Source organism: Marinomonas algarum (assembly GCF_020532605.1).
Taxonomy (GTDB): domain Bacteria; phylum Pseudomonadota; class Gammaproteobacteria; order Pseudomonadales; family Marinomonadaceae; genus Marinomonas; species Marinomonas algarum.
In genome coordinates this window covers 93365-120157 of record NZ_JAJATW010000011.1, presented here as the reverse complement: position 1 = coordinate 120157, position 26793 = coordinate 93365, and the positions used below count along the sequence as shown (strand labels likewise).

Annotated in this window: 26 protein-coding genes; 7 read left to right on the top strand and 19 right to left on the bottom strand. The window is 44.6% G+C overall.

Annotation, left to right across the window (positions count from 1 at the left end; genetic code table 11):
• Window positions 1–510: 510 nt before the first annotated feature.
• The 3 genes from pssA to LG368_RS09030 all read right to left on the bottom strand — a co-directional run bounded on the left by pssA (window position 511) and on the right by LG368_RS09030 (window position 4389).
• Window positions 511–1281, bottom strand: a complete 771-nt coding sequence (gene pssA, locus LG368_RS09040; protein WP_226754409.1) for a CDP-diacylglycerol--serine O-phosphatidyltransferase — start codon at window positions 1279–1281, stop codon at window positions 511–513.
• Window positions 1282–1309: 28 nt separating this feature from the next.
• A complete protein-coding gene (hemL, locus tag LG368_RS09035; protein WP_226754408.1) occupies window positions 1310–2593 on the bottom strand; it encodes a glutamate-1-semialdehyde 2,1-aminomutase in 1284 nt (427 codons plus the stop codon).
• A 77-nt stretch (window positions 2594–2670) separates the two neighbouring features.
• Window positions 2671–4389 (bottom strand): chloride channel protein, encoded by a 1719-nt coding sequence (locus LG368_RS09030; protein WP_226754407.1) that lies wholly within the window; start codon window positions 4387–4389, stop codon window positions 2671–2673.
• Window positions 4390–4593: 204 nt separating this feature from the next.
• Between LG368_RS09030 and luxS the strand changes: the two genes are divergently transcribed.
• A complete protein-coding gene (luxS, locus tag LG368_RS09025; RefSeq protein ID WP_226754406.1) occupies window positions 4594–5106 on the top strand; it encodes an S-ribosylhomocysteine lyase in 513 nt (170 codons plus the stop codon).
• Between the two features lie 85 nt (window positions 5107–5191).
• On the opposite strand, the gene ilvN is transcribed toward luxS, so the two are convergent.
• A complete protein-coding gene (ilvN, locus tag LG368_RS09020; RefSeq protein ID WP_226754405.1) occupies window positions 5192–5683 on the bottom strand; it encodes an acetolactate synthase small subunit in 492 nt (163 codons plus the stop codon).
• A gap of 2 nt (window positions 5684–5685) precedes the next feature.
• Window positions 5686–7398 (bottom strand): acetolactate synthase 3 large subunit, encoded by a 1713-nt coding sequence (locus LG368_RS09015; RefSeq protein WP_226754404.1) that lies wholly within the window; start codon window positions 7396–7398, stop codon window positions 5686–5688.
• A gap of 463 nt (window positions 7399–7861) precedes the next feature.
• Here LG368_RS09015 and LG368_RS09010 point away from each other — a divergent pair, with 463 nt between their 5' ends.
• A complete protein-coding gene (locus tag LG368_RS09010) occupies window positions 7862–8122 on the top strand; it encodes a hypothetical protein (protein WP_226754403.1) in 261 nt (86 codons plus the stop codon).
• 55 nt (window positions 8123–8177) lie between these two features.
• Window positions 8178–9254: a tRNA epoxyqueuosine(34) reductase QueG gene (gene queG, locus LG368_RS09005; protein WP_226754416.1), complete on the top strand. Its 1077-nt coding sequence runs from the start codon at window positions 8178–8180 to the stop codon at window positions 9252–9254.
• 7 nt (window positions 9255–9261) lie between these two features.
• Here the strand turns inward: queG and LG368_RS09000 are convergent, their stop codons facing one another.
• Window positions 9262–10131: an acyl-CoA thioesterase domain-containing protein gene (locus tag LG368_RS09000; RefSeq protein ID WP_226754402.1), complete on the bottom strand. Its 870-nt coding sequence runs from the start codon at window positions 10129–10131 to the stop codon at window positions 9262–9264.
• 218 nt (window positions 10132–10349) lie between these two features.
• Here LG368_RS09000 and moaA point away from each other — a divergent pair, with 218 nt between their 5' ends.
• Genes moaA through LG368_RS08985 form a run of 3 tightly spaced genes read left to right on the top strand, consistent with a single transcriptional unit; the run spans window position 10350 to window position 13109 of the window.
• The gene (gene moaA / locus LG368_RS08995; RefSeq protein WP_226754401.1) at window positions 10350–11357 is read left to right on the top strand and encodes a GTP 3',8-cyclase MoaA; all 1008 of its coding nucleotides are present in this window, start codon (window positions 10350–10352) and stop codon (window positions 11355–11357) included.
• A gap of 12 nt (window positions 11358–11369) precedes the next feature.
• Entirely contained in the window at window positions 11370–11909 is a 540-nt protein-coding gene (gene moaB / locus LG368_RS08990; protein WP_226754400.1) for a molybdenum cofactor biosynthesis protein B, read from the top strand.
• Window positions 11910–11915: 6 nt separating this feature from the next.
• Window positions 11916–13109 carry a molybdopterin molybdotransferase MoeA gene (locus tag LG368_RS08985; RefSeq protein WP_226754399.1) on the top strand — a complete coding sequence of 398 codons (1194 nt, stop codon included), beginning with the start codon at window positions 11916–11918 and terminating at the stop codon, window positions 13107–13109.
• A 48-nt stretch (window positions 13110–13157) separates the two neighbouring features.
• On the opposite strand, the gene LG368_RS08980 is transcribed toward LG368_RS08985, so the two are convergent.
• Together LG368_RS08980 and serB are read right to left on the bottom strand one after the other, a co-directional pair.
• Window positions 13158–14078 (bottom strand): LysR family transcriptional regulator, encoded by a 921-nt coding sequence (locus LG368_RS08980; protein ID WP_226754398.1) that lies wholly within the window; start codon window positions 14076–14078, stop codon window positions 13158–13160.
• 96 nt (window positions 14079–14174) lie between these two features.
• Entirely contained in the window at window positions 14175–15086 is a 912-nt protein-coding gene (serB, locus tag LG368_RS08975) for a phosphoserine phosphatase SerB (RefSeq protein WP_226754397.1), read from the bottom strand.
• A 149-nt stretch (window positions 15087–15235) separates the two neighbouring features.
• On the opposite strand from serB, the gene LG368_RS08970 reads away from it, so the two are divergent.
• Window positions 15236–16705 carry an AhpA/YtjB family protein gene (locus LG368_RS08970; protein ID WP_226754396.1) on the top strand — a complete coding sequence of 490 codons (1470 nt, stop codon included), beginning with the start codon at window positions 15236–15238 and terminating at the stop codon, window positions 16703–16705.
• On the opposite strand, the gene rpoS is transcribed toward LG368_RS08970, so the two are convergent.
• From rpoS to LG368_RS08915, 11 genes are all read right to left on the bottom strand, one after another.
• Window positions 16702–17589: an RNA polymerase sigma factor RpoS gene (rpoS, locus tag LG368_RS08965; protein ID WP_226754395.1), complete on the bottom strand. Its 888-nt coding sequence runs from the start codon at window positions 17587–17589 to the stop codon at window positions 16702–16704. The two genes, LG368_RS08970 and rpoS, sit on opposite strands and share 4 nt — an antisense overlap.
• Before the next feature lie 29 nt (window positions 17590–17618).
• Entirely contained in the window at window positions 17619–18491 is an 873-nt protein-coding gene (locus tag LG368_RS08960) for a peptidoglycan DD-metalloendopeptidase family protein (RefSeq protein ID WP_226754394.1), read from the bottom strand.
• A 105-nt stretch (window positions 18492–18596) separates the two neighbouring features.
• Window positions 18597–19517, bottom strand: coding sequence for a DUF368 domain-containing protein (locus LG368_RS08955; protein WP_226754393.1), 921 nt, complete (start codon window positions 19515–19517; stop codon window positions 18597–18599).
• Window positions 19510–20175, bottom strand: a complete 666-nt coding sequence (locus LG368_RS08950; RefSeq protein WP_226754392.1) for a protein-L-isoaspartate(D-aspartate) O-methyltransferase — start codon at window positions 20173–20175, stop codon at window positions 19510–19512. Before LG368_RS08950 ends, LG368_RS08955 begins: the two co-directional genes overlap by 8 nt.
• Window positions 20172–20918 carry a 5'/3'-nucleotidase SurE gene (gene surE / locus LG368_RS08945; protein ID WP_226754391.1) on the bottom strand — a complete coding sequence of 249 codons (747 nt, stop codon included), beginning with the start codon at window positions 20916–20918 and terminating at the stop codon, window positions 20172–20174. Before surE ends, LG368_RS08950 begins: the two co-directional genes overlap by 4 nt.
• A complete protein-coding gene (truD, locus tag LG368_RS08940; RefSeq protein WP_226754390.1) occupies window positions 20899–21990 on the bottom strand; it encodes a tRNA pseudouridine(13) synthase TruD in 1092 nt (363 codons plus the stop codon). The genes surE and truD overlap by 20 nt, the downstream gene beginning before the upstream one ends.
• A complete protein-coding gene (ispF, locus tag LG368_RS08935; protein ID WP_226754389.1) occupies window positions 21987–22478 on the bottom strand; it encodes a 2-C-methyl-D-erythritol 2,4-cyclodiphosphate synthase in 492 nt (163 codons plus the stop codon). Before ispF ends, truD begins: the two co-directional genes overlap by 4 nt.
• A 50-nt stretch (window positions 22479–22528) precedes the next feature.
• Window positions 22529–23242 carry a 2-C-methyl-D-erythritol 4-phosphate cytidylyltransferase gene (gene ispD / locus LG368_RS08930; protein ID WP_226754388.1) on the bottom strand — a complete coding sequence of 238 codons (714 nt, stop codon included), beginning with the start codon at window positions 23240–23242 and terminating at the stop codon, window positions 22529–22531.
• Window positions 23239–23517 carry a septum formation initiator family protein gene (locus LG368_RS08925; RefSeq protein WP_226754387.1) on the bottom strand — a complete coding sequence of 93 codons (279 nt, stop codon included), beginning with the start codon at window positions 23515–23517 and terminating at the stop codon, window positions 23239–23241. Before LG368_RS08925 ends, ispD begins: the two co-directional genes overlap by 4 nt.
• Before the next feature lie 129 nt (window positions 23518–23646).
• On the bottom strand, window positions 23647–24942 hold the full coding sequence (eno, locus tag LG368_RS08920; protein WP_226754386.1) for a phosphopyruvate hydratase: 1296 nt from the start codon (window positions 24940–24942) through the stop codon (window positions 23647–23649).
• 89 nt (window positions 24943–25031) lie between these two features.
• The gene (locus LG368_RS08915; protein WP_226754385.1) at window positions 25032–26666 is read right to left on the bottom strand and encodes a CTP synthase; all 1635 of its coding nucleotides are present in this window, start codon (window positions 26664–26666) and stop codon (window positions 25032–25034) included.
• Window positions 26667–26793 lie beyond the last annotated feature (127 nt).

Below are 26793 nucleotides of genomic sequence, written 5' to 3'. Positions count from 1 at the left end.
CCTGCCGCCAGCGTTCAATCTGAGCCATGATCAAACTCTTCAGTTAAAAAGCTTGCTCACTCAAATCGTATTACACTAACTATAACTTAATCGATTCACTCCGCTTAAAAGCAAAGCCAATCAACATAAAGCGATTGCCGTGTAGACTCTCGTAAGACTTCAATTTTTTTGATCGCTCACAACCTACTTAGTAAACTAAGTAAACCATGTCAATCTTCTGAAGCCTCCAGCGAGCGCCCACACAAATTATCTGATTATCTATTTTAAAGAGCGTTGCCAATTCACTTAAGCGGCTCACCTTCTTAACTTAGTTTAGTAAGCTAAGGCTTGAAGCCCTGTCCGTGTCAGCGAGGGCGTATATTAAGGATCTACAGATTTTGTGCAACCCTTTTTTGAAGAAAAACACGATTTGCACAAATTAATTTGAAACAAGGACAAAACAGATCAAGAAACGATCAGCGATAGGCCATTTTAATCAAATAACAACCCAAAATAGTTTAAGAAAAGCTTTTAACGTATCAACTTAATAAAAACACCCAATAGCCCCCATAAACCATAAAGACAAAAGCCTCCCATCATTACTAAAGCTGGTTGAAGCGCAATCAAAACGAGCACCAAAACACCTATTAGCAACATTGCAAAGGGTACACGCCCTTTAAGATCTAAATCTTTAAAGCTTCGGTATTTAACATTACTCACCATTAACAACCCTGTAACAGGAACGATAACCGCCATTAATACGGCAAGACTGTCGCCAGAAACACCGTTATCATTCGCAGCCCAAATAATACCTGCCACAATCGCCGCCGCTGCCGGACTTGGTAAACCTGTAAAATATCGCTTCTCTTCAACACCAAGCATCGTATTGAATCTTGCCAAGCGCAAAGCAGCTCCGACTGCATAAATAAAAGCAGCAATCCACCCTATCTTGCCTAATGGAGCTAACGCCCAAGTAAACACAATTAATGCTGGCGCTATCCCGAATGAAACCATATCGGATAAAGAATCATACTCTGCACCGAACGCACTTTGTGTATGGGTCAAACGAGCAACGCGCCCATCTAACCCATCTAAGACCATAGCTATAAAAACAGCGACTGCAGCATGTGTGAAATCACCGTTCATCGCTGCAATTATGGAATAAAAACCAGAAAAAAGAGCCGCTGTCGTAAACAAATTAGGTAATAAATACACTCCTCTATGAGGCTGTTTTTTCTCATCACCAAGATCAACATCTTCAATTTCGTCAACTGGAGATTTTTTGACATTGTCAGTAGACATAATCAGAACCCTTTTTTGTTTTATTCAATCAGACAAGCTTTGCAAAGGATCGTCTAGCGGCATCAATTGTATAGTCAATATCTTCGTCTGTATGAGCTTGCGATATAAAACCGGCTTCAAACGCAGCCGGTGCCAAATAAACACCTTCTTCTAGCATGTGGTGAAAAAATGCCTTAAACGCCTTTAGGTCGCACCGTTGTACCTCAGCAAAAGAAGTCACGGCATCCGCTTCTGAGAAGAAAAAGCCAAACATACCACCTGCATTAACCACACAAAGAGGCACCCCCACTTCATCTGCTGCTTTTTTCAAGCCTGTGACAAGACGATTTGCTTTTTCGCCCAACGTCTGGTGGAAACCTTCCTCACTGATTTTGTTTAACACAGCCAGCCCTGCCACCATAGCAACAGGGTTCCCAGACAAGGTGCCTGCTTGATATACAGGTCCTAGCGGCGAAATACATTCCATTATTTTACGCTTACCACCGAACGCCCCTACAGGCATCCCAGCCCCAATCACTTTACCCAGCGTTGTCAAATCTGGGACAACATCAAAGTAATCTTGAGCGCCACCTAAAGCGACACGAAACCCTGTCATCACCTCATCAAAAATCAACACAGCACCGGACTCATCACAAACTTTTCTCAACGTCTGTAAGAACCCCTCTACAGGTAAAATGCAGTTCATGTTACCGGCTACTGGCTCAACAATAATACAAGCTATCTGATCACCCATTTCAGAAAAACAACGTGTCACTTCCTCAATGTCATTAAACTGAAGCGTAATCGTGTGTTTTGCTAAATCTGCAGGCACACCTGGTGAATTAGGAACCCCTAGTGTTAAAGCGCCAGAACCCGCTTTTACCAATAGAGAGTCTGAGTGACCATGGTAGCAACCTTCAAACTTAACGATTTTATCTCGACCGGTATAACCTCTCGCTAAACGAATAGCACTCATCGTTGCTTCCGTACCAGAATTAACCATTCGTACCATATCCATTGAAGGGACTAACTCGCACACCTTTTCTGCCATGGTAATTTCAACTTCGGTTGGTGCACCAAAACTTAAACCATAATCTAACTGATGCTTTACAGCATCCAATACATCTGGGTGAGAGTGGCCTAGAATCATAGGCCCCCAAGAGCCGACATAATCTATATAACGCTTTTTATCTTCGTCATAAACGTAAGCACCCTCTCCCTTTTGAAAAAATACGGGCGTACCGCCAACACCATTGAATGCTCGAACTGGTGAGTTAACTCCACCAGGAATGCGGTGTTGGGCACGTGCATATAGACTTTCTGAACGACTCATATTAACGATATCCTATAATTTGATAATGTAACTCATATTAAAACTGTGACTAATTACGCACTAAAACCACAATAAGACTAATCACTCTTTAATAAAAATTGATCTAGACGATGACGAGAGACTAATCGGTAAGACGTATCGGACAAAGGAACCAGGACCTCATTTAGCCCAGTTCGCTGAAACCAAACTAACATAGCCTCTAGAGAATTAGGCTCTTGAATAAGCTTGATATTCGTAGAATCTAACGCACTAAAAATATCCATTGATATCTTATCATGGAACACCGTCAACCAGGGTTGAGGCCCCTCATTAAGTAGTTGCAATGTCTCTAGTACGGCCAATCGCTTAACCAAATACCACTCGTTATCTTTTTCATAAGCGACGTAGTCTACCACACTCGACGCTAAATCCTTTATCTGCTCTAACGAGGCATGACTAGACAAAGCCAAAATAGGTTCAGCCACAGGTTTTATCGTGTGATGACGCAAAAAACGCTGAAAAGGGCTGATACTAGAAGACATGCCAATGAAATTCAGACGCTCAACAAATATCGACTCTTGATGAAAAATCACCCTAATAAGTAAACATGATAAAACAATCACAAATAATGCAGGCACAATGGCTGTAAAGGAATGGGTCATTTCTATTATAGCCACCAATGCTGTTAAAGGTGCCTGAAAACAAGCCGCCATCATTGCTGCCATACCTAATAAGGAAAATAAAGCCGCATCTGAAACACCTTCCCCAAAGGTAAAGGCAATTTGCACACCAGCTAAGCCACCAATAATAAACGTTGGCCCTATCATTCCCCCAGGGATCCCTAACCCAATCGTCAAAGCAGTGAGCACCGTCTTCACCAAGATAAGCAACAACAAGGAATAAACAATCAAATCACCCGACAACAAATGATTGAGAGGTAAGAAGCCACTTCCTAACGCCTCAGGGAGATAAACCGCCGCTGTAGAAGACACCATCGCGACAACACTGAATCGCCACCAAACAGACAAAGCACTAAATCGCCAAAGTTGCTTTTGTATCTGAAAAAACAATACAGATAACCCAAGGACAAAGACAACTAACACAGAGCAAGCTAAGAACAAGTCAAGAGACAAGGGAGCCAAAACCATTGCACCCACATTAAAAATATCGATAGGGCCAATTAGATAGTGACTCACCAGTGTGGCCGTAACGGATGACAGCAAAACGGGCAAAACATATCGTTGTCGGTACTCAAGAAATATCACTTCAAAAACAAACAACACACCGGCTAATGGCGTCTGAAACACCGCAGATATTGCTCCAGCGATACCACACGCTAACAATGTTTCAACACCATATTGCGGTAGTTTTGCCTTGGTCGCCAGATAACTACCAAGCGTGGCTCCCATATGAACGGCAGGCCCCTCTTTACCAATAGACAACCCTCCCATTAAGCCAATTGCTGCAGTGAAAAACTGAACAACCCCATTCCAAATTGGTAAGTTGCCATCGTGATAATTCAGTCGCTCAACAACAAAGGGCACACCAACCTTGTGAAGCCTAGGAGGCAATAAGGTAAAAACCACAGCAAGCAATAAACAGGCAAAAATAGAGAAGAATACCCGCCACTCGACTGCCAAAGACTCAAAGGCATCAAAGTCTGTGCCCATAAAATAGCGCATAGGCACATAAACAACAGCATAAAAAAAAGCCATCAAAAGACCGCTAAATAAGCCACAGAAAATACCAAGCACCGCTAAAAGAAGAAGCTCATTGTAGGATTTTGCGTTTTCTGACCATTTCGTTTTTACATTCATTCCTTTCGCTCAATTTCTCTTTGATTTGGGCACTTTACTCGCGCTCTATCTTATCCTTAGCAATCCCAAAAAACAGCTTGTAAATTTCATTGCAACAACTCAAAGCAGTAAAACTTCATGTACAATAAAGATTACTTATATAAGTTTCATACTATTAATTAAACGAAGAGCACTCGTTTAATCAAACCCAAGCAGGAGAGTTTCATGCCATTACTAGACAGTTTCCGCGTTGATCACACACGTATGGATGCGCCCGCAGTTCGTGTGGCAAAATCTATGTCTACCCCTAAAGGTGACGATATCACCGTATTTGATTTACGTTTTTGCGTACCGAATGAAGAGATTCTTTCAGAGCGTGGCATCCACACATTAGAGCACCTATTTGCTGGCTTTATGCGTGAACATCTAAACAGCGACTGTGTGGAAATCATTGATATTTCGCCTATGGGATGTCGCACGGGGTTTTACATGAGCCTTATTGGCACACCTACTGAAGAGCAAGTGGCTAATGCTTGGAAAGGAGCAATGGAAGACGTACTAAAAGTAAAAGCAAAAAGCGATATTCCTGAACTGAATGAATACCAATGCGGTACTTATGAAATGCACTCTTTAGAGGAAGCGCAAGCAATTGCTACTATGATCTTAGAGCGAGATGTAAAGGTAAACAGCAACCAAGAACTGTACCTAAGCGAAGAGTTTCTAAAAGAACACAGCTAAGATAAGTAACAAAAAACCTCCAGCTGTCTTGAGACTAACTGGAGGTTTTTATAAACCGTCTTAATGAGATGCACTCAGATTGAAACTACAAAGAAAGTGTTTTCTCACCACGAGCAATACCAGACACACCAGTACGGACTACTTCAAGTAAGTGAGCACCGCCTAGGGCTTGCAAAAAACCATCAAGCTTATCTGATTCACCGACAATCTGAACCGTATAAATAGAAGGTGTCATGTCTACAATATTGCCACGGAAAATATCCACTGTGCGCTTCACTTCAGCACGCTGCGCACCCGTTGCTCTTACTTTGACCAACATCATCTCACGTTCAATATGCTGACCTTCTGTTAAGTCCACCAACTTAACAACATCGATTAGCTTATTTAACTGTTTAGTGATTTGCTCAACGACTTGGTCAGAACCATAAGTCGTCAAAGTAAGACGAGATAACGTCGCATCATCGGTTGCGGCGACGTTCAAAGACTCAATGTTGAAATTACGCTGAGAAAACAAACCAACCACCCGCGACAACGCACCGGGCTCATTTTCCATCAATACAGAAATAATGTGTCGCATAATTAGGTTCGCTCCGTCTTGCTCAAGAACATATCACGCATCGCACCACGAGGTACTTGCATTGGGTATACATGCTCTTCTGGGTCCACGTAACAATTGATGAAGACCAGTTGATCTGTCATAGCAAACGCTTCTTCCATCTTAGCGTCTAGCTCTTCTTTGGTACGAATTTCAACGTACTTATGGCGATAAGCATCCATGAGAACTTTAAAATCAGGCAAAGAATCCATATAGGAGCTAGAGTAACGGCCTTCATAGTTCATGTCCTGCCATTGGCGAACCATGCCCAAATAACCGTTATTCAAACACAAGATTTTCACTGGCAAACCGTATTGCAGACACGTAGAAAGCTCTTGAATATTCATTTGAATACTGCCTTCACCCGTCACACAAACAACCGTTTCTTCAGGGAAGTTCATCTTGATGCCCATGGCAGCAGGAAGACCAAAGCCCATTGTGCCAAGCCCACCTGAGTTAACCCAACGGTTTGGCTTGTCGAACTTGTAATATTGCGCCGCAAACATCTGGTGCTGACCCACATCAGAGGCAACATAAGCATCACCTTTGGTGGCACGCCAACACGCTTCAACCGCAGCTTGCGGCTTAATTTTGTCACCAGACGTATCGTAACGACCGCCGTGCACTAAGCGCCATTCATTAATCTGCTTCCACCAAGTTGTTAATGCCTCTGTATTAGAGCTCTGACCTTCGACCAAAGACAACATCTCTTCTAACACTTGGCTAACTGGACCAACGATAGGAACATCTGCGCGAATCGTTTTTGAAATAGCAGCAGGATCGATATCGATGTGAATAATTTTTGCGCCAGGGCAAAACTTATCAGGGTCGTTTGTAACACGATCATCAAAGCGAGCACCTACAGCTAAAATAACGTCGCTGTGATGCATGGTCATGTTAGCTTCATAAGCGCCATGCATACCTAACATACCCACAAATTGCTCATCTGTACCTGGATAAGCACCCAACCCCATCAGGGTATTGGTGACAGGAACATTAAGATCTTTTGCTAACTTGATCAACGTATCTGAAGCATTGCCCATAATAACGCCACCACCAGCGTAGATAATAGGACGCTTGGCTGCCAATAAAAGCTCAACCGCTTTCTTAATTTGACCTGAGTGGCCTTTTGTTGGCGGTATATAAGAACGAATGGCGACTGATTCTGGGTAAGTGTATTCATACTTATCACCCGGCATGGTCATGTCTTTTGGCACATCAATCACAACAGGACCTGGTCGACCGGTACTGGCAATATGATACGCTTTCTTCATAATCATCGGGATTTCAGAAGGATGCTTCACTGTAAAGCTGTGCTTAACGATAGGACGAGACACACCCACCATGTCAGTTTCTTGAAATGCGTCTTCACCAATCAGATAGCTCATTACTTGGCCACAGATAACGACCATAGGAATGGAATCCATGTAAGCCGTCGCTATGCCTGTTACTGTATTCGTTGCACCAGGGCCTGAGGTTACTAATACAGTACCCGCCTTGCCTGTTGCACGAGCATAGCCATCGGCCATGTGTGTAGCCGCTTGTTCATGCCTAACCAAGACGTGCTTAACATCAGACTGACGATGCAAAGCATCGTAAATATGAAGGGCTGCACCACCTGGATAACCATAGATATACTCAACTCCCTCATCTTTGAGGAAGCGGGCGATCATTTCACCACCGGATAATAACTCCACCTTGTTACCCTCTATATATTTTTGTCTTTTTAATTTTAGTGCGGTTATTGTAACCGGATAAGACAAACAGATTAAAGTTGATAAAACGAAGTTTGCTAAACTAATCTGAGGTAACTCTTAAAAATAAGAAATACTCATTATAAATAGAAATGACTTATAAGAAGTAAGAAACACTCAAACGCAAGAAATCGCAGTGTTTACACTGCCCGCGTCTTTTCGCGAGAAGAAGCAAAAACGACAGTATTGCGTCATTTTATACTTGTGCATATCAGAAAAATCTGACGAGATGAGCTAGTGGCTCATAAAAAGGTGTTATCGACAGGATGTTGTCGAATTTTAGTTGTTTTATTCTGTCTTTACCTTGGGGTCTTGTCAACCAAAAGTGTACAAACCACATTTAAAAACTTGCTCTATTTCACACTTCGTGATGTCATAGCAAAATAATTTTACTAGGAGTTTTACCATGACTAACGAGCTTAATCAGCAACGTATTATTGATGAGTTTACCCGTTGTTTTCGCAAAATGTTGATGGACCCAGAACTTGCTGCTGAGTTAGTCCGTATTGCAAAAGAGAACATTAATCAGCCTAATGCCTACCAGCGCATTGCAGAAGAAGTCTCAAACCAAACAACCATTAAAATTCAGGAAGAGCACACAGAAGCCGATCGTCGATTCATTAAATTGTTAATGGACGTGGTAAAAGGCGACTCTCAACTGTATTAATCCTTCTACGCTAGGCAAATATTTATTGCCTAGCGCTCTATCTTTCGGTATTTCCTTGCTCCCTTCTTCTTTATCTACGCCAGAAACATTGCAACAGCTGGTTGCTGACATCAAAACTTGGGCAAAAGAGTTTGGTTTTGCCGAAGCCCGTGTTGTTGAACCTGAACTCACTCAATATAAAGACGACTTCAAAAAATGGTTGGACAACGGCTATCATGCTGGCATGGACTATCTTGCTAACCATGGCGATATGCGCTTTCACCCTGAACAACTTCACCCGGGAACACGTCGTGTCATCTCTCTCAGAATGCATTACCTTCCCCAATCTGTCGCCACTGTTGAAAGACTTCAAACGAAAAACAAGGCCTACATTGCACGCTACGCATTAGGGCGTGATTACCACAAATTGATCCGTAAGCGACTTACTCAGCTAGCAAAAAAGATCGAACAACAGGTTGGTGATCATGGCTATCGTGCCTTTGTTGACAGCGCCCCCATATTAGAAAGACAAATCGCTGAACAATCAGGCATGGGGTGGATTGGTAAAAACACGCTTCTACTCACGCCTAAAGCGGGTAGCTGGTTTTTGTTAGGTGAAATTTTTACTAACTTACCTCTGCCCGTAGACAAACCCACGACAACCCGTCATTGCGGAAGTTGTACTGCGTGTTTAACACAATGCCCTACAGATGCGTTTGTAGAACCATGGGTACTTGATGCTGGCAAATGCATTTCTTACCTGACCATTGAACACAAAGGTGCTATTCCAGTTGAGCTACGCAGCAAAATGGGAAATCGCATTTTTGGCTGTGACGACTGCCAGCTAGTCTGTCCTTGGACAAAGTTTGCTAAGCATACGGATGAAGACGACTTTCAACCACGTCACAACCTAGACGCTGAGGATTTGATTACGTTATTCGAGTGGGATGAAGCCACGTTTTTGAAAAAAACAGAGGGCTCCCCTATTCGTCGAACAGGATTTGAAAATTGGCAACGTAACATCGCCATTGCTTTGGGTAACGCGCCCACCAATCAAGCCACCATAGAAACGTTACAAAACGCGTTACCTAATGCGTCTGATCTCGTCAAAGAGCATATTATTTGGGCACTGGATCAACACACGCCCTCATAGATGCGCACTATTTCTTTGGGTTATCCGCAAAGCGTAACAACCCTTCCTGTGCGGTAGACGCTACCAGTTGACCTTTACGGTTAAATATCTGCCCACGCGCAAATCCCCTAGCAGCACTTGCTGAAGGCGAATCGGCCACATATAAAAGCCATTCATCCAAACGGAAGGGGCGATGAAACCAAATAGCATGATCTAAACTGGCAATTTTAAGACGTGGATTCCCAATAGAAATACCGTGAGGCATTAGGGCGGTCTCAATAAAGCCATAGTCTGTTGTGTAAGCAAGCATGGATTGGTGAATCAACGGGTCATCGGGTAAAGGCGCCACACTGCGAATCCACATATGACGCTTGGCAATACCTGGACGAGGGCGAAAGGGGTTTTGATTTTCTACAATACGATATTCAATGGGTCGATCGGAAATAAATAGGTCTCGCACTTTCTCTGGTATCTCATTGGCGTGTTCTCGATACAACGATAACTCTGACTTAAAAGACTCTGGACCCGGTACATTAGGCATGGCATCTTGATGATCAAGGCCCTCTTCTTTCACCTGAAAAGAAACCGTCATCGATAGAATCGTTTTGCCAAACTGAGACGCAAGCACGCGCCGTAAACTAAAACTGCCACCGTCACGAACCACTTCAACATCGTATTTAATAGGGTGAGCAGAATCACCTGGGCGCAAAAAATAGCAATGCAGAGAATGTGGAAAACGTCCTTCTACCGTCTGAGTTGCCGCACTCAGTCCTTGCCCCACCACTTGACCACCAAATAACTTGGGGAAACCTATGTCTTGGCTCAAACCAATAAACTGAGTATCTGAAATACGCTCGAGTTTTAACAATCCAATTAAATGGTTCACTACGGAATTCACACGTTTACTCCCTTTTGTTCACGTCGTTTTATCGCACTCATTCTACACAATCATTGCATAAGATTTTTCTTATTATGCCGTTTTTATTCGGTGCGTTTAACCTCAATGCAGCACATCGACACATTCCACTATTAAAACACAGTAAAAATGTCGCTACCGCTTTGCTTAATAGGCTTTTTTTTGCTTTTATGAACACTTAAATTACGAGGTACTTTTGCTTGTCTACACCCGCTTTAATCGATCCCTTTGGTCGAAAGATTGACTACCTACGCATTTCCGTGACGGATCGATGCGATTTCCGCTGCACTTATTGCATGGATGAAGGCGTCACTTTTTTAGCGAAACAGCAAATTCTATCCCTTGAAGAAATCGTTTATATCGCCAAAACCTTCATTGCCATGGGGACAAAACGCATTCGTGTGACAGGAGGAGAGCCCCTAGTACGCAAGAATATACTGTGGGCATTAGAGCAAATTGCCAATACAGACGGTTTGGAAGAACTGACCATTACCACCAACGGCTCGCAACTGCGTAAAATGGCACAACGTTTACTGGATATCGGCGTATCACGCATTAATATCAGCCTGGATACATTAAAAGCAGACCGCTTTCATGCTTTAACCCGCAGAGACAAATTTCAACAGGTCATTGATGGGATCGATGCCGTCAATCAGTTGCCTTTTAAACGCATTAAAATCAACAGCGTTATCCTCAAACAACACAACGACGACGAGCTTTTTGACCTTGCCCGCTTTGCACTGGAACGACGCATGGACATCAGTTTTATTGAAGAAATGCCGCTAGGGATCATTACGGATCATAATCGTGCCGCGACCTACCTCTCAAGCGATGAAGTCATCGAAAGATTAGAACAAAATTACACACTGACACGAAGTAGTATGACCACCAGCGGCCCTACAACGTATTATCAGGTGGAAGGGTACGATCATAAAATTGGCGTTATCTCACCACATAGCCACAATTTTTGTGACGCATGTAACCGGGTTAGACTAACAGTAGAAGGGCAACTTTTATTGTGCCTTGGCAACGAACACGCTAAAGACTTAAAAAGCGTGGTTCGTAAACATTCAGGCGACCCACAACAAGATACCGAGTTACTAAAAAGTGCCATTATCGACGCGTTGGCATTAAAACCTCATAAACACCACTTCAATCTCGATGAAACGCCTCAGATTTTACGTTTCATGAGTGCAACAGGAGGCTAAACAGGAACTTCTATGGCTAAAACACCGACTCCATTTCGTCCATTAAACATCAGCGTACTCACCGTATCAGACACACGCTCATTGACTGAAGACACTTCTGGTGAAGCGTTAATTGCTCTGCTCACCCAGGCTGGACACACTCTCAGTGAACGCAAGCTGGTCAAAGATGACGTATACCAAATGCGCGCCGTTGTCTCAAACTGGATCGCCAGCGACACCACCAACGTGGTGTTGATTACGGGTGGAACAGGGTTTTATTCAAGAGACAGCACGCCCGAAGCGATGACGCCCTTATTTGATAAGAGTATTGAAGGTTTTGGCGAGTTATTTAGGCATATTTCGTATCAAGAAATTGGCACCTCCACCATTCAATCTCGTGCTGTTGCAGGGCTAGCAAATCAAACATTGATTTTCTGTTTACCAGGCTCTACCGGCGCATGCAAAACCGCTTGGCATGGTATTTTGAAAGAGCAGCTGGATGCATCACACCGCCCCTGTAACTTTGTCAGTATGCTTATTGGCCCTTACCAACCAACGCAACACGAGGCCTAAACGGTCATGTCTACCCTACTCGCATTTGAAGATGCACTTAGCAATATAGAAGCCAGCGCCCACGTTCGTGTAGGCACGATCGATACCCCTTTACACCATGCAACAGGGCGTATAATAGCGACCGACATTAAAGCCCCCATTGCCGTGCCACCCAGCGACAACAGCGCAATGGATGGCTATGCTTTAGCGTTTAACGATTGGCAAGTCGGAAAAGCTTTTACGGTCAGTCAGCGCATCGCGGCAGGCCAGCATCCAGACCCACTTGAAAAAGGGACCTGTGCTCGAATCTTTACAGGCGCCAATATCCCCCCTGGTGCAGACACCGTCATCATGCAAGAAAACGCTCAGGTTATTGAAGATACACTGGCCTTTAATGATCGCCCAGAGCAAGGAAGCAACATTCGACCTGCCGGACAAGACATGCAAATCGGCCAAACCGTGATGCAAAAAGGCGACAAAGTTACCCCTATTCACATTGGCTTACTCTCTAGTCTTGGCCTAACACACATCACCGTATATCAGGTGTTGCGAGTCGGTATTTTAACCACGGGGGACGAACTGGTTTCGGTCGGTGCGCCCTTACAACAGGGTCAAATTTACAACTCAAACGGTCCTATGTTGAGCGCATTAGTGACGCAATCTGGTCATCAAGTCAGCCAATGTTTGCACGCTATTGATACCCCGGAGGCAACGGAAGCCGCATTGAATACACTCTTATCTTGTTCAGATGTTATTCTGTCATCAGGCGGGGTTTCAGTGGGTGAAGAGGATCATGTCAAACGTGTCTTAGAAACATTAGGGACCCTTCACTTGTGGAAAATTGCGGTTAAACCAGGAAAGCCATTGGTTCATGCTTCGATTAAAGGGACACCTTTTTTAGGACTGCCGGGCAACCCTAGCTCAACCTTGGTAACCTATCATTGGTTTGCTCGGTTGCTTTTGGCAGTGTGCTCAGGCGCCACCCCATCGCGTCCACGGTCTTACCCTGTTGATGCAGGCTTTACTCGTAGCAAAACCATACGCCGAGATGAGTTTTTAAGAGTCTCTATTGGTAAAGATGGTTTGGCGTATGCGCACGCACAACAGAGCTCAGGGGCACTTTTAGCGGCCTGTGAAAGCCAAGGCTATTTGCATATTAAAGCCAATACACCCATTGAATATGGTCATTCCTATCCGTTTATCCCATTCTCAGGATTTTAGCTGCTCTTCATTCCTTTATGCCTCACTGAGATTTACGACGTTTTAATACTACTCGTTAATCTCAGTGAAAGAGCTCTTAAGCAAGTTTCGAAACCAAAGGTGTGCAGCATCGTGCTGGAATCGTTCATGCCAAATCATCGAGTAATCAAACGTTCTCGCCTCGAAAGGCAACTCATAAAAATCCACATTAGACATCATGCTGGCCATATCTTGAGCAAATAAACTGGGCACCGTCAGCAACAAATCGCTGCCCATGACGACGCGTGCTGCTGGCAAAAAATTTGGTAAATGCACAGTGACATCACGCTTGTGACCCATTTTTTCCAGCGCTCTGTCTACTGCGAAATACTCACGACGACCGAGTACAATTTGAATATGACTGGCTGCTAAGTAGGTTTTCAGTGTTAAGGTATCACCAATCGCTGGATGTCCTCTTCGAGCCAAACACACCATGCGATCACTTTTCAGCGGCACAGAGTGAATGTTCACCGGAGGCTCTTTTGACAACACGGCCACAGCCACATCAATGGCACTGTGATCAAGCTCAGACGCCATGTCATCGTGCCACGCTTTCACATCCAGAGTCGCATTGGGCGCCGCCTCACGAAATTGATCAAGAATCTTTGGTAACACGGTTAAAGCGCCAAAATCGGTTGTCGATAAAATAAACCGACGCTGACTGGTGGCAGGGTTGAATTGACTGGGTTGAACCAACGCCTCTAAATCTTTTAGAGTATCCGCCAAGAAAGGCGCAAGACTCTGTGTTTTTGACGTAATCGATAAGCCGTGAGAGGTGCGTAAAAACAGCGGATCATCAAAAATATCGCGTAAACGTGATAAAGACCGACTTACAGCAGGTTGCGACACATCCAACCGAGCAGCGGCCTTGGTAACGTTTTTCTCTTCAATAAGGACGTGCAGAACATACAGTAAATTTAAGTCGATATTCGATAAAGTGACTTCTGACAAAATCGCACTCCTGCTTAGCTTGCTATAATCAGGAATCATAACAAGCTTTTAAAAATAGCAGTAGTGGTTATTTTACCTATGCCACTAAGAAGTTCATTATCCCACAATCGCCTGGATCTCATTGGTGGATAGGCCTAATAAATATAAAATGCCTTCTAAGCCAAGATTATTCATTGGGCAAGGCGCTTGCTCCCTCACTAATGGCTTGGCATGCAAAGCAACACCCAACGCCGCCTTATTTAGCATTAGTAAGTCATTCGCGCCATCACCACAGGCAAGCGTCTGCGACCAGTCAACCTGCTGGTTGCTGACAATATCCGCTAACAACTGCTTCTTACGAGCACCATCAACAATTTCACCAAGATGCTTCCCTGTTAATTGATGATTCTCAATTTCCAACACGTTTGCATGCACTTCTTTCATGGCGTATTCGTCTTTTACTCGATCAGCAAAATAGGTAAAACCACCGGATAAAATCGCTGTATGCCAGCCATAGTGATGCAAAACCGCCATTAGCGGAGCAATTCCTTCCATATGCTCAATACGGTGATACACACCATCCATAACGTCGCTACTCAACCCTTTTAGAAGCGCTAGACGCTGCACGAAACTTTCTACAAAATCAATTTCACCACGCATGGCACTGGCCGTCACGGTGGCAATTTGCTCACCGATTCCCGCGTCTACGGCCAGTTCATCCATCACTTCAGCCTTAATAAGCGTGGAGTCCATGTCAAATACCGCCACACCTGGCGTTGTAATATCCAGTGATGCTGCTTGGTAAATATGATCAATTTCTGTGTGATTAGACAGAATCAATAACTCAGTGCGCAATCTGGCTGCGTCTAAAGCACAATCGACAAGCTCGATTCGAACAACAGAGACTTTTTCATCTTTATTTGTTAATAAACGACGCACACCAGACAAATGACGTTTGTCTAACCAAGCGTTGAATTGATCAAGGTATTCCGAAGTGAAAGAACCGATAAGGGTAATACTGGCAGACATAAACGCTCCTAATGCAATAAGACGACTACTATAGCAAATCGTTTTCTTTTCGCTAAGCACCTGATCTACTTTAAAGAATTCGGAAAACGGCCGTTATGATAGGTATACTTAATTTTATACCAGCACAACGAGTTACCCGAAGGAAATGAATGGACACTCAAACAAGCACAGCTCAATCAAATACAGCCCCATCAAGAAAGGCGCGTATCTTGGCTTATTTGCGCCATTCTATGAGCGCAACACTTGTGATGGTGATGACTTTTTGCTCCTTGATGATTCTGACCGTATGTCTGTTTTGGTATACCATGACACAGGCACTGGGCAACTACCTGACACAACAGACCGAGGTTCTAGGCACCAGCTTAGCCACCCAAGCCGCCTTTAATGCCACCCAGTCCATATTAAACAATGATTTGCTCAGCCTTAACGTATTATTAAATCGACTGGTGGTGGACGACAACATACTTAGCGCACGGGTTTATAACAAAAAAGACGAACTGTTAGCCGAAGCCGACAGTGGCCTTTCCGGATTAAATTCTGAACGTCGCTTACGCCCCAATGATACTCGTCGCATCTACAGTTCTAGCATCCGGTTTAGAGATGAAATCGTGGGACATGTACTGATCACCTTGGACAAAACCCCTGCTCAAGCCACCTTAAAGCATCTTAATAATTTACTCATTGGAGTTGCTATCTTTATTAGTGCGTTGTCCCTGCTGCTTATTATCTTTGTGACGCGATGGTTATTTGCCCCTGTTACAGACGCCACCTCCGCACTTTTAGCCTACAGTAAAGGCAAAGACACAACGCATTTAGCACATCCTAAGTATCAAGAATCCAGACATTTATTTAGAGCGGTCAACGCGGTAAAAGCCAACCCATTGCCTAAAACAGCAGTGGAGGACAGTGATGAAGAAAAAGCCAACACATCGACACCGGTGATTCCCCAGTTTGAAATTAACTTTGATGCTATTTTTGAAGAATCCAAACAACGCAGTTGTGTATTGTACTTTGATATTCTTAACTTAGAAAAGTGGCACGAAGACATGACACCACTGCAGGTTTCTAATCTGTTAACCCCTATTTACCGAGCCATGTTTCAAGCATCCGAGCGGTATCTTGGACAAATTCATCAGTACAAAGATGATGCGGCCGTGATCTTGTTTAGCGCCATCCACTGTGATGAGAAGCTTTACATTAATGCGGTCAGTACAGCGCAACTGTTTTTGGGACTTGTAGAGGAATTGTTAAAAAACCCTCTTTACACGGATGTGCCTACCTTGAACTTTCACCTAGGGTTACATCAAGGCAGTGCAGACATTACTCATATGGTCAAAGAAAACCATTTTGAACCTGAACAAGTGAGTGATTTGTTACATGAAATGAAACAACTTAGCCAATCTGAAAGCATCAATAAGTTGGTTATTAGTGAAGAAATATTTACTCAACCACAGATCCAAAACCGTGTATTTACGGGCTTACCGGAGATAATTGAGGATAATAATCAAGAAGTGTTGGCTTATGAGGTAAGGGGCATGTCGGACAAATACAAGCAGCAAATCCACCAGCAAATGGTCGACATTATTCACCCTACAGAACAGGCGGACGCACTGATCTAACGCTCATCAAACTGCATCACGTCGTCGAGTGACAAGCCTTTTTTATCGATAATAAGACGAAGTTTCCGCAGTGCTTCCATCTGGATCTGACGCACACGCTCACGCGTTAAACCAATCTCTTCACCAACATACTCAAGTGTACTGGCTTCATGCCCCCGTAGACCAAAACGTCGTGTAATCACTTCACGCTGCTTTTCATCCAGTTCGTTAAGCCAAAGATCAATGCTTTGCTGCACATCCCCTTCCTGACGATCGGCTTCGGGACCTTGGTGCAGTGTATCAGCCAATACCTCGGTGAAACTTTTATCATTATGCTCGCCACCAAAGGTAGCGTCTAAAGAGCTCACTTTTTCATTTAGTCCCAATATTTTTTGAACATCTTCGACGGGGCAGTCTAGCTTATCTGCAATTTCTTCTGCGCTTGGTTCATGATCCAGCTGCTGAGTCAATTCACGGGCAGCACGCAGGTAAATATTCAGCTCTTTTACAACATGAATGGGGAGACGAATGGTCCGCGTTTGGTTCATGATCGCGCGCTCGATGGTCTGTCGTATCCACCAAGTTGCATAGGTTGAAAAGCGAAAGCCTCGTTCTGGGTCAAACTTTTCAACCGCTCGCATCAGCCCCAAGTTGCCCTCTTCGATCAAATCAAGTAACGACAAGCCACGATTGAGATAACGACGAGAAATTTTAACCACTAGACGCAGATTGCTTTCTATCATGCGTTTACGCGCTGATTCATCGCCTTTCAGCGCTAAGCGTGAGAAAAACACTTCCTCTTCCATCGTGAGTAAAGGAGTAAACCCTATTTCGCTCAAATACAGCTGAGTAACATCTAAGATGCGACCTGTCTCTGTCTTTTTTGTGGTTTTGTCCAACGTCATGCCCCTCCAAATACTCGTGTTGATTGATTTTATTTTGGTAACACACTAAGTGGATCAATCGGTTGACCATCACGTCGCACTTCAAAGTGCAACACCGGCCGATCTTCTCCTTTACCGCCAATAATCGCTAAGGAGTCACCCACTCGAACAATCTGCTGCTCTTTCACCAAGATGCTCTCGTTATAGGCATAAGCACTTAAATATTCATCGTTATGTTTAATAATCACCAGGTTGCCATAACCAATTAGACCGTTGCCTGCGTATACCACGGTACCATCTGCGGCCGCTTTTACAAGTTCGCCTTGGTTTGACTTAATATCAATGCCTTTACTGCTCACACCTGAGTTCGAAAAGCTTCTGGTTACCTTGCCTTTGACAGGCCACGCCCAATCACTGGTCATTTCAGTACTCGATGATTGAACCGGTGTTGGCTTGGTCACAATAGGAGTCTTGGTCACCACTGCTGGCTCAACCGCTTTAGAAGGCACAGGAGCAGACACAACCGGTTGTGACGTCGTCGATTCAACAACAGATGGCGTTTTAGGACTCACTGCTTTTGGTGTCGGGCTAGCCGCTGGCGCTTTCGTCGTCGGTGTGGCCACTTTCTGAGCAACGGGCTTCGTTGACCTAGACGTCGAATGAAGACGGATTTTTTGATTAGGGTAAATAACATAAGGTGAGGCAATGCGATTCCACTGCGCCAACTCACGGTAATCTAAGCCATAACGGAACGCGATTGAAAATAGAGTATCACCTTGTTTTACACGATAGATACCCGATGACGGAATCGCAGTTACTTGCGCCCGTTTACTTGAATAGGAAGAGGACGCTTTATCGGAATAATGCAGGACTTCATAGGAACACCCAGACAGCAGAATACAGCCAAGCACGAGACTTCTCACACTCTTACCCCACCATACTGATTGCTTATTCATCGCAAAGGGAGAACAAAAAATAAGGTTACCCCATGAATCTTATTAGAGAAATGACCAAAGCATACACTATTTTTAAGAGACACTTTTATTCGCAAAAAGACGCGAAATAAAAATAACGCTCAAGAAACCTATCGACATAAAAATAATCGGAAACAGCAAATCATTTAGCCAATAAAACGACGTTTGCTGCCAAGGCAAAATAAGATGCTCTTCTAGAGGCACAACCTTACTACCCACTTGGCTCCAAGTATCTGTTACCTTCCATGGCCAAACCTTTACCAGAGCACCTAACATAATCCCTGTTAGCAGCGCCAAGGTCATTGAACGAGCATGGGTTAAAAGATAATTCAGTACTTTCGAGAAGCTAAGCAGACCCACTAACGCCCCTGCGGCAAACACCATAATGATCGTGATGTCTAACCCTTTGACCGCAGACAGAACAAAACCATACATGCCCATCATCAGTAAGAGAAAGCTACCAGAGATACCTGGAAGAATCATGGCACAGATAGCAATCATGCCGGAAGCAAACACCATCAACATAGAGGTATTAAACTGCGTTGGGACCAATAAAGACAAGCTGGCACCAATTATTGCCCCAATCACCATCACGCCAAGATGTCGTGCTGAAAAGCCTTGTATTTCTTGGATCAAAAAGTACGCAGATGACAGTATTAAGCCAAAAAAGAAGCTCCATAAAAAGCTAGGATAGCTGTCTAATAGGTGCGTTATCAGGCCAGCAATCAGAAAAATACTGCTTAAAATACCGGCTCCTAACGGCAGCAAAAAAGCCCCATCAAAATGACGCCACAATGCGACAACATTACCTGTTAACAGATACATCACGCTCTGTTTATTCACGCCACTCAAGGCGGCAATTAAGCGATCATAGATGCCCAAAATAAAAGCAATCGTACCACCCGACACGCCTGGCACGACATCAGCCGCTCCCATCAGTACACCACTCAAATACACTTTTAGCCACTTAGGCATCTTCCGTTCCTTCCAATAACGGCACAAAATGCGCAGATTCTGTCCCTAAACACTGCCAACGATCACCTTTTTTTCGCCAACAACCAATGTGTTGGGTGGGCTGATCAATTGGCATAATTAAAATACCATCTTGTTTCAAACAATCCGTTAACGCCAAAGGAATTTTACTTGCCATGGCAGTAATGATAACAGCATCCATTTCTATTTTTTGTGGCCAACCTATTTGTCCATCCCCAAACCAGTACTCCACATTACCAACTCCCATCGACAACAAACGCTGTTTTGCCTTGTTATGAAGAGATTGATGCCGCTCTATGGTGTGCACCTTGTTAAAAAAGTGCGCCAGAATTCGTGTTTGATAACCTGACCCCGTGCCTATTTCTAACACTCGACCTAACCGCGCATACTGCAATAACCACTGCGTCATTCTTGCCACTGTTAGAGGCTGGCTAATCGTTTGTTGACGACCAATCGGCAGAGGCGTAGCAGAATAGGCTAAATGGGAAAACGCCGGCTCGACAAACTGGTGGCGTGGTAGAGTCCCCATAACAGACAATAACGCCTCATGAGTAATCCCCTGCGCTCTAAGTTCACGCACCATCGCCGCGGCTTTAGGTTCAGAGCCCGTTACAAGATGGCGGAGGTCATACTGGCTCATAATGTGATGGTGTCAGTCCAAGTCTCAAGCGACGCCTTTGCTTCATAACAGGTCATATCAGTATGAATAGGCGTAATAGACACATACCCCTCTGCAATGGCACAAAAATCTGTTCCCGATGAATTGTCATTGGCTTCTGAAAGCGCTCCTATCCAGAAGCTCGGCACCCCTCTTGGGTGCTGAGCCGGTACGGGCGATTGCGCTTGATGACGATGGCCTAAACGCGTCACTTGAACACCTTTTAGTGACTCATAGGGTAAATCCGGTACATTGATATTAAGCAAAATACCTGCAGGTAAGGTGAGATTATGCGCATCTTGCAGAAGCTGTAACACCACCTTTGCCGCAGTATCAAAGTGCTGCTTACCCACCAAGGAAACGGCTAAGGCAGGTCTGCCTAGATGACGAGCCTCCATCGCTGCAGCGACGGTTCCCGAGTAAATCACATCATCCCCTAAGTTCGCGCCATGATTAATACCCGATACCACAAGATCAACATCGCCATTGACTAGGCCAGCAACCGCAAGGTTTACACAATCTCCCGGCGTACCATCAACACGGTATTGGTTCTCAGCAACTTTTACAGGGTAAATAGGACGAGACAAGGTTAATGAATTACTCGCACCGCTTTGATTTCGATCCGGTGCAACCACTAAAACGTCATAATGGCGTTGTACGTGTTCTGCTAACGTTTGAATACCAACGGCGTCTATGCCGTCATCATTAGCGATCAATATTCTCATGATACTTCTCTGCTGATTTGTCCGTAAAATCAATCATCTCACGCAACACACTCGTTGCAAAGCAGCCTTTTGGCAGCAAAAACTCGACGATTAATTGTGCATTGCCTTCTTTAGGTTTAATCCATTCCCATACCATGTCCATAGGAACAAGACGTGCTAAACGGCTGTCACGCGATAAATCAAATGTCATCAGTCCATCAATTAAATCTGTACTGTTGGCCAATGAGTGCTTAATCGCGGCTTCACGCTGAGGCCCTGTACCGGCTTCCCAGCCTTCGCTAATCATCGGTAACACAGGGCTAATATCGCCTTGCATTACTTTTAGGTGCATCAATGCTCCAACCTCTTTGACGCGAAACTGTTCATCGCGTCGTTGAAACTGGGCAATATCGCCATCGCACAAACGCGCCCACATGCCACTTTCGACCTGATCGCTTAATGCTTCGTTAAAACACCAAGAGCGAATAGCAGACAGCCAGAAAGACTCATTTTTGGGCAATTTACGACGGCTTTGTCGTCCTTTTAACACCAACGCTTTACCGTTTTGCAAATTGTTGCCGTTAATACCAAAGCGTTGTGGCCCGTAGTAATTAGGCACACCGCCACGCTGAATCAAGGTGAGACGACCTTCTAATTCCTCAAGATCCCCTGTCAGCTCTCGAAGACGAATTACAAAACGGTTCGCTAGGTGCGCGCCCGTACGAAGCTTCTTAGAGTGCTTTAGTTGTGCCACCACTCGAACACTTTCCGGTTCTCTAAATGCTTCCTGAATACTCGATAAATCCGGTTCTTTATTCAATGTATGCAAACAAAACCACTGACGTGTACAGGCATGACGATCCTTGACCCCACTATAGGTCACCTTACTTGAGTCGATACCAGCCACTTGCGCTAAACGCTTGGCTAAAAAATCGGTGTTTACACCTTGTTTTTCAATAAAAACAAAACAGAACTCACCTTTTCCATCTGGCTCAAAACCTAACTGCTCTTCTACATAGAAGTCTTGTACGTGGGTCTTTAAATCACCACTCACCGTGGGTTTTGACCAAGCATAGCGCCATTGTGTATTCATAACGCTTCCTGTTTAAAAATCAACGCAACGGCTTCCACCGCAATGCCTTCTTTGCGCCCAACAAAGCCAAGCTTTTCGGTGGTCGTCGCTTTTACATTCACTCTGTCAATTGAAACGGACAGATCTTCTGCAATACAGGCTCGCATCGCATCAATATGTGGACGCATTTTTGGAGCTTCCGCCAAAATCGTGATATCAAGGTTGCCGACATGAAAGCCCAGCGCCTGAACTTCCTGATAAGCACGTCGCAATAAAACACGACTGTCCGCCCCAGCAAACGCCATGTCGGTGTCAGGAAAGTGCTTACCAATATCCCCCAGAGCCGCAGCACCTAGCAAGGCATCCGTTAACGCATGCAACACAACATCGCCATCAGAGTGCGCTATTAACCCTTGTTGATATGAAATATTAACGCCACCCAATACAATGTGGTCGCCTTCTCCAAATTTGTGAACGTCAAAACCATGGCCAATTCGAAATGGCATCATGTTGAGTACTCCCCTCTTATGAGATTGTTATTCAAGGCAAACAAGCACGACTAAAGCGCGCCAGTGGCTAACATATGTGGTAGCAAGGCTTCCGCGATCCCTAAGTCTTCAGGAACCGTCACCTTAATATTACGACTGTCACCCAATACTAAATCTGGTTGCCACCCCATTCGCTCCATTGCCGAACATTCATCTGTTACCACGACCCCCTCTCTCTGTGCCTGTTCAAACGCCGCTAACAAGGCCGCCACTGGAAACTTTTGTGGCGTTTGCGCTAACCAAATACGCTCGCGAGGAAGAGTAGCCTCTACCTTTAAACTGGTTTGATGTTGCTGCTTCAGCGTGTCTTTCACTGGCACCGCCAATAAGGCACCTTGATCAGATTCGTGTTCAATGATGCGATTCAAAGCTGCTAGCGATAACAACGGTCTTGCGGCATCGTGAACTAAGACCATAGGGTTCTTATCAATAAGGCAAGATTGAGACAAAAAAGAAACGCCTTTCTGAACGGTATCACAACGCTCTTTACCGCCCGTAAAGGTATGCACACTGGCGTGCTGTCTCCACTTTGATTGGCACCAGTACTCATCTTCTTGGCTAATACCAACCAGCACGCCCGCAATGTTAGGATGCTGAATGAAACGCTCGATGGTCGTGTCCAAAATCGTATTATCAGCAAGACGCAAATACTGTTTAGGGCAAGTTGATTGCATCCGTTTTCCCACACCAGCAGCGGGAATAATCACCCATAAGGCCGCTCTCATTTTTTGTTCACCATACGATAAAAAGTCTCGCCTTCTTTGATATATTGGAGCTCGCTACGTACACGCTCTTCGACGGCCTCTTCACCCAGGCGCAAATCGTACACTTGAGCACGCAAGGCCTCATTACGTTGCTTAAGTCGTAAGTTAATGCGCTCTTGATAAGCAATTTGCTTAGCAAGCTCTTCTTGGCGTTTTATCCCTTGTTCACCAAAGTACAGCGAATAGCCTTGATAGCCGATGGCACACAGAAAAAGAACTACGAACAAACGCGCCATAACACCCTCAGATATTTCATGAAATCCACTCTTATTATGAGAGAAGCCGTGCGTATTATTAAAGAAATAGACGAAAAAAAACATAAAAAAAGGGAGAACCAAGTTCTCCCTTTTTAGACCTGACTAAGATTAGGCTTGGCCTTTGATCTCAGAAAGACCTTTGTAAGGTGCTTTACCGCCTAACTGTTCTTCAATTCGCAGCAATTGGTTGTACTTCGCAACACGATCAGAACGACATAGAGAGCCTGTTTTGATCTGACCTGCCGCAGTCCCTACGGCTAAATCTGCAATGGTGGCGTCTTCTGTTTCACCAGAACGGTGAGAAATAACCGCAGTATAACCTGCCGCTTTGGCCATCTTGATCGCTTCCAATGTCTCAGTCAAAGAACCAATTTGGTTAAACTTGATCAAGATAGAGTTCGCAATGCCCTCATCGATGCCGCGCTGTAAAATCTTTGTATTGGTAACAAACAAATCATCACCAACAAGTTGAATTTTATCGCCTAGGATCTTAGTTTGGTAAGCAAAGCCTTCCCAATCTGACTCATTCAAGCCATCTTCAATCGATACAATTGGGTACTGCTCACACAACTGTGCAAGGTAATCAGAAAAGCCTTCAGAGCTAAAGACTTTACCTTCGCCTTTTAAGTTGTAGTTGCCGTCTTCGTAAAACTCAGAAGCCGCACAATCCATTGCCAACGTGATGTCTTTACCCAGTTCGTAACCTGCGGCAGCCACTGCTTCTTTGATGACCGCAAGTGCATCAGCATTCGATGCTAAGTCCGGTGCAAACCCACCCTCATCACCTACGGCGGTATTTAGGCCACGGTCGCTTAGCACTTTTTTCAATGCATGGAAAATCTCTGCACCGTAGCGAAGTGCTTCACGGAAGTTTGGCGCGCCAACAGGCTGAATCATAAATTCTTGGATATCAACGTTGTTGTCTGCGTGCTCACCGCCATTGATGATGTTCATCATAGGAACCGGCATGGAGTACACACCAGGTGTGCCATTGATATCAGCAATGTGTGCGTACAAAGGCACTTTCTTAGAAGTCGCAGCGGCTTTCGCAGCGGCTAAAGACACCGCTAAAATAGCATTTGCACCAAACGTTGATTTGTTCTCAGTACCGTCAAGATCGATCATAATCTGATCCAAATCGGCTTGAGCAAGCGCGTCTTTACCCACCAAGGCATCACGAATAGGACCGTTGACCGCAGCAACGGCCTTTAATACGCCTTTGCCTAAATAACGACTCTTGTCGCCATCACGTAACTCTAAAGCTTCACGAGAACCGGTAGAAGCACCAGACGGTGCACACGCTGATCCGATGGAACCGTCAGCAAGAATTACATCCGCTTCGACAGTAGGATTACCACGAGAATCTAGTACTTCTCTGGCTTTGATATCAACGATCTGACTCATAACAAACCTCTTAGTATAAATGAGAAATCACAAACACACCGATCGAATCCGCTGGTCGTGCTTGCTCTAACGAATAGCGTTGGTGCTAATTATTTTTCTTTTCCTGCATGCTTCAATGCAGCATGCACAAAGGCACTGAACAAGCCATGCCCATATCTCGGCGTTGACGTGAATTCTGGGTGGAACTGACAAGCTACGAACCAAGGATGGTCAGCAATCTCAACCATCTCAACCAAAGAATTGTCTTCTGAGCGACCAGAAATGGTTAAACCTGCTTTTTGCAATGCGTCTAGGTAAAAGTTATTCACTTCATAACGATGACGATGACGCTCTGTTATCACCGCTTCACCGTATGCTTCAAACGCCTTAGTGCCTTCTGTTAAATTACAGTTTTGCGCACCCAAACGCATAGTGCCACCCAAATCAGATTCTTCTGAGCGAATTTCTTTTGAGCCTTCAGAGTTCGTCCATTCGGTAATCAAACCGATCACAGGGTTCTCTGCTTTTAAATTGAATTCTGTACTGTGCGCACCGGCTAAGTTTGCCACGTTACGCGCGTATTCAATCACCGCAACCTGCATCCCTAGACAAATACCTAAGTAAGGCACTTTATTTTCACGAGCGTATTGCGCTGTGGTAATTTTGCCTTCCACACCGCGCTCACCAAAGCCACCAGGAACCAGAATCGCGTCCATTCCTTTTAGGGCTTCGGTACCATTTTCTTCAATACTTTCTGAATCAATGTAATGCAATTTCACCTTGGTACGGGCGTGAATACCAGCGTGATCCATCGCCTCAATCAAGGATTTGTAGGCGTCCAACAACTCCATGTATTTACCAACCATGGCAATGTTAATCTGTTTCTCAGGGTTCAATTTCGCCTGTGTTACCTTGTTCCAAATGCTCAAGTCGGGCATATCACAATCAAGATTGAAACGCTCTACAATCAAACTGTCTAAGCCCTGATCATTCAACATTTGTGGGATACGGTAAATCGTATCCGCGTCTGGCAAGGACACAACGGCACGTTCTTCTACGTTGGTGAACAAGGAAATCTTCTTGCGCTCTGGTGCTTCAATCGTCACTTCAGAACGACAAACAAGAATATCAGGTTGAATACCAATTGAACGCAACTCTTTTACAGAGTGCTGAGTCGGCTTAGTTTTGGTTTCACCGGCAGTACGAATGTAAGGCACCAATGTGAGGTGCATAAACAAAGCACGATGAGAACCGACTTCTACCTTCATTTGGCGAACGGCTTCTAAGAAAGGTTGAGATTCAATATCACCTACTGTGCCACCGATTTCGACTAAGGCAACATCGGCCCCTTGTGCACCGGCAATAACGCGACGTTTAATCTCATCTGTGATGTGAGGGATAACCTGAACGGTCCCTCCTAAATACTCACCACGACGCTCTTTTCTCAGAACATGCTGGTAAATACGACCGGTTGTGAAGTTATTACGCTTGCCCATTTTCGTGGAAATGAAGCGCTCGTAATGGCCAAGATCGAGATCAGTTTCCGCGCCGTCTTCAGTAACGAACACTTCACCGTGCTGGAAAGGACTCATGGTGCCAGGATCCACATTGATGTAAGGATCCAATTTAAGCATGGTGACTTTCAAACCACGCGATTCAAGAATAGCGGCCAAAGATGCCGCCGCTAGACCTTTACCCAGTGATGAAACCACGCCGCCTGTGACGAAAATATATCGTGTCGCCATGAGTGTTTAACCCGCCTTAAAATATGAAAAAATGAGATTTGATGACACAGATAAATGCGCCTTCAGGACGGGGAAAAATAATAACATTGCAAGAAAGTTCACTCAATGTAAAACACACTTGTTTTCT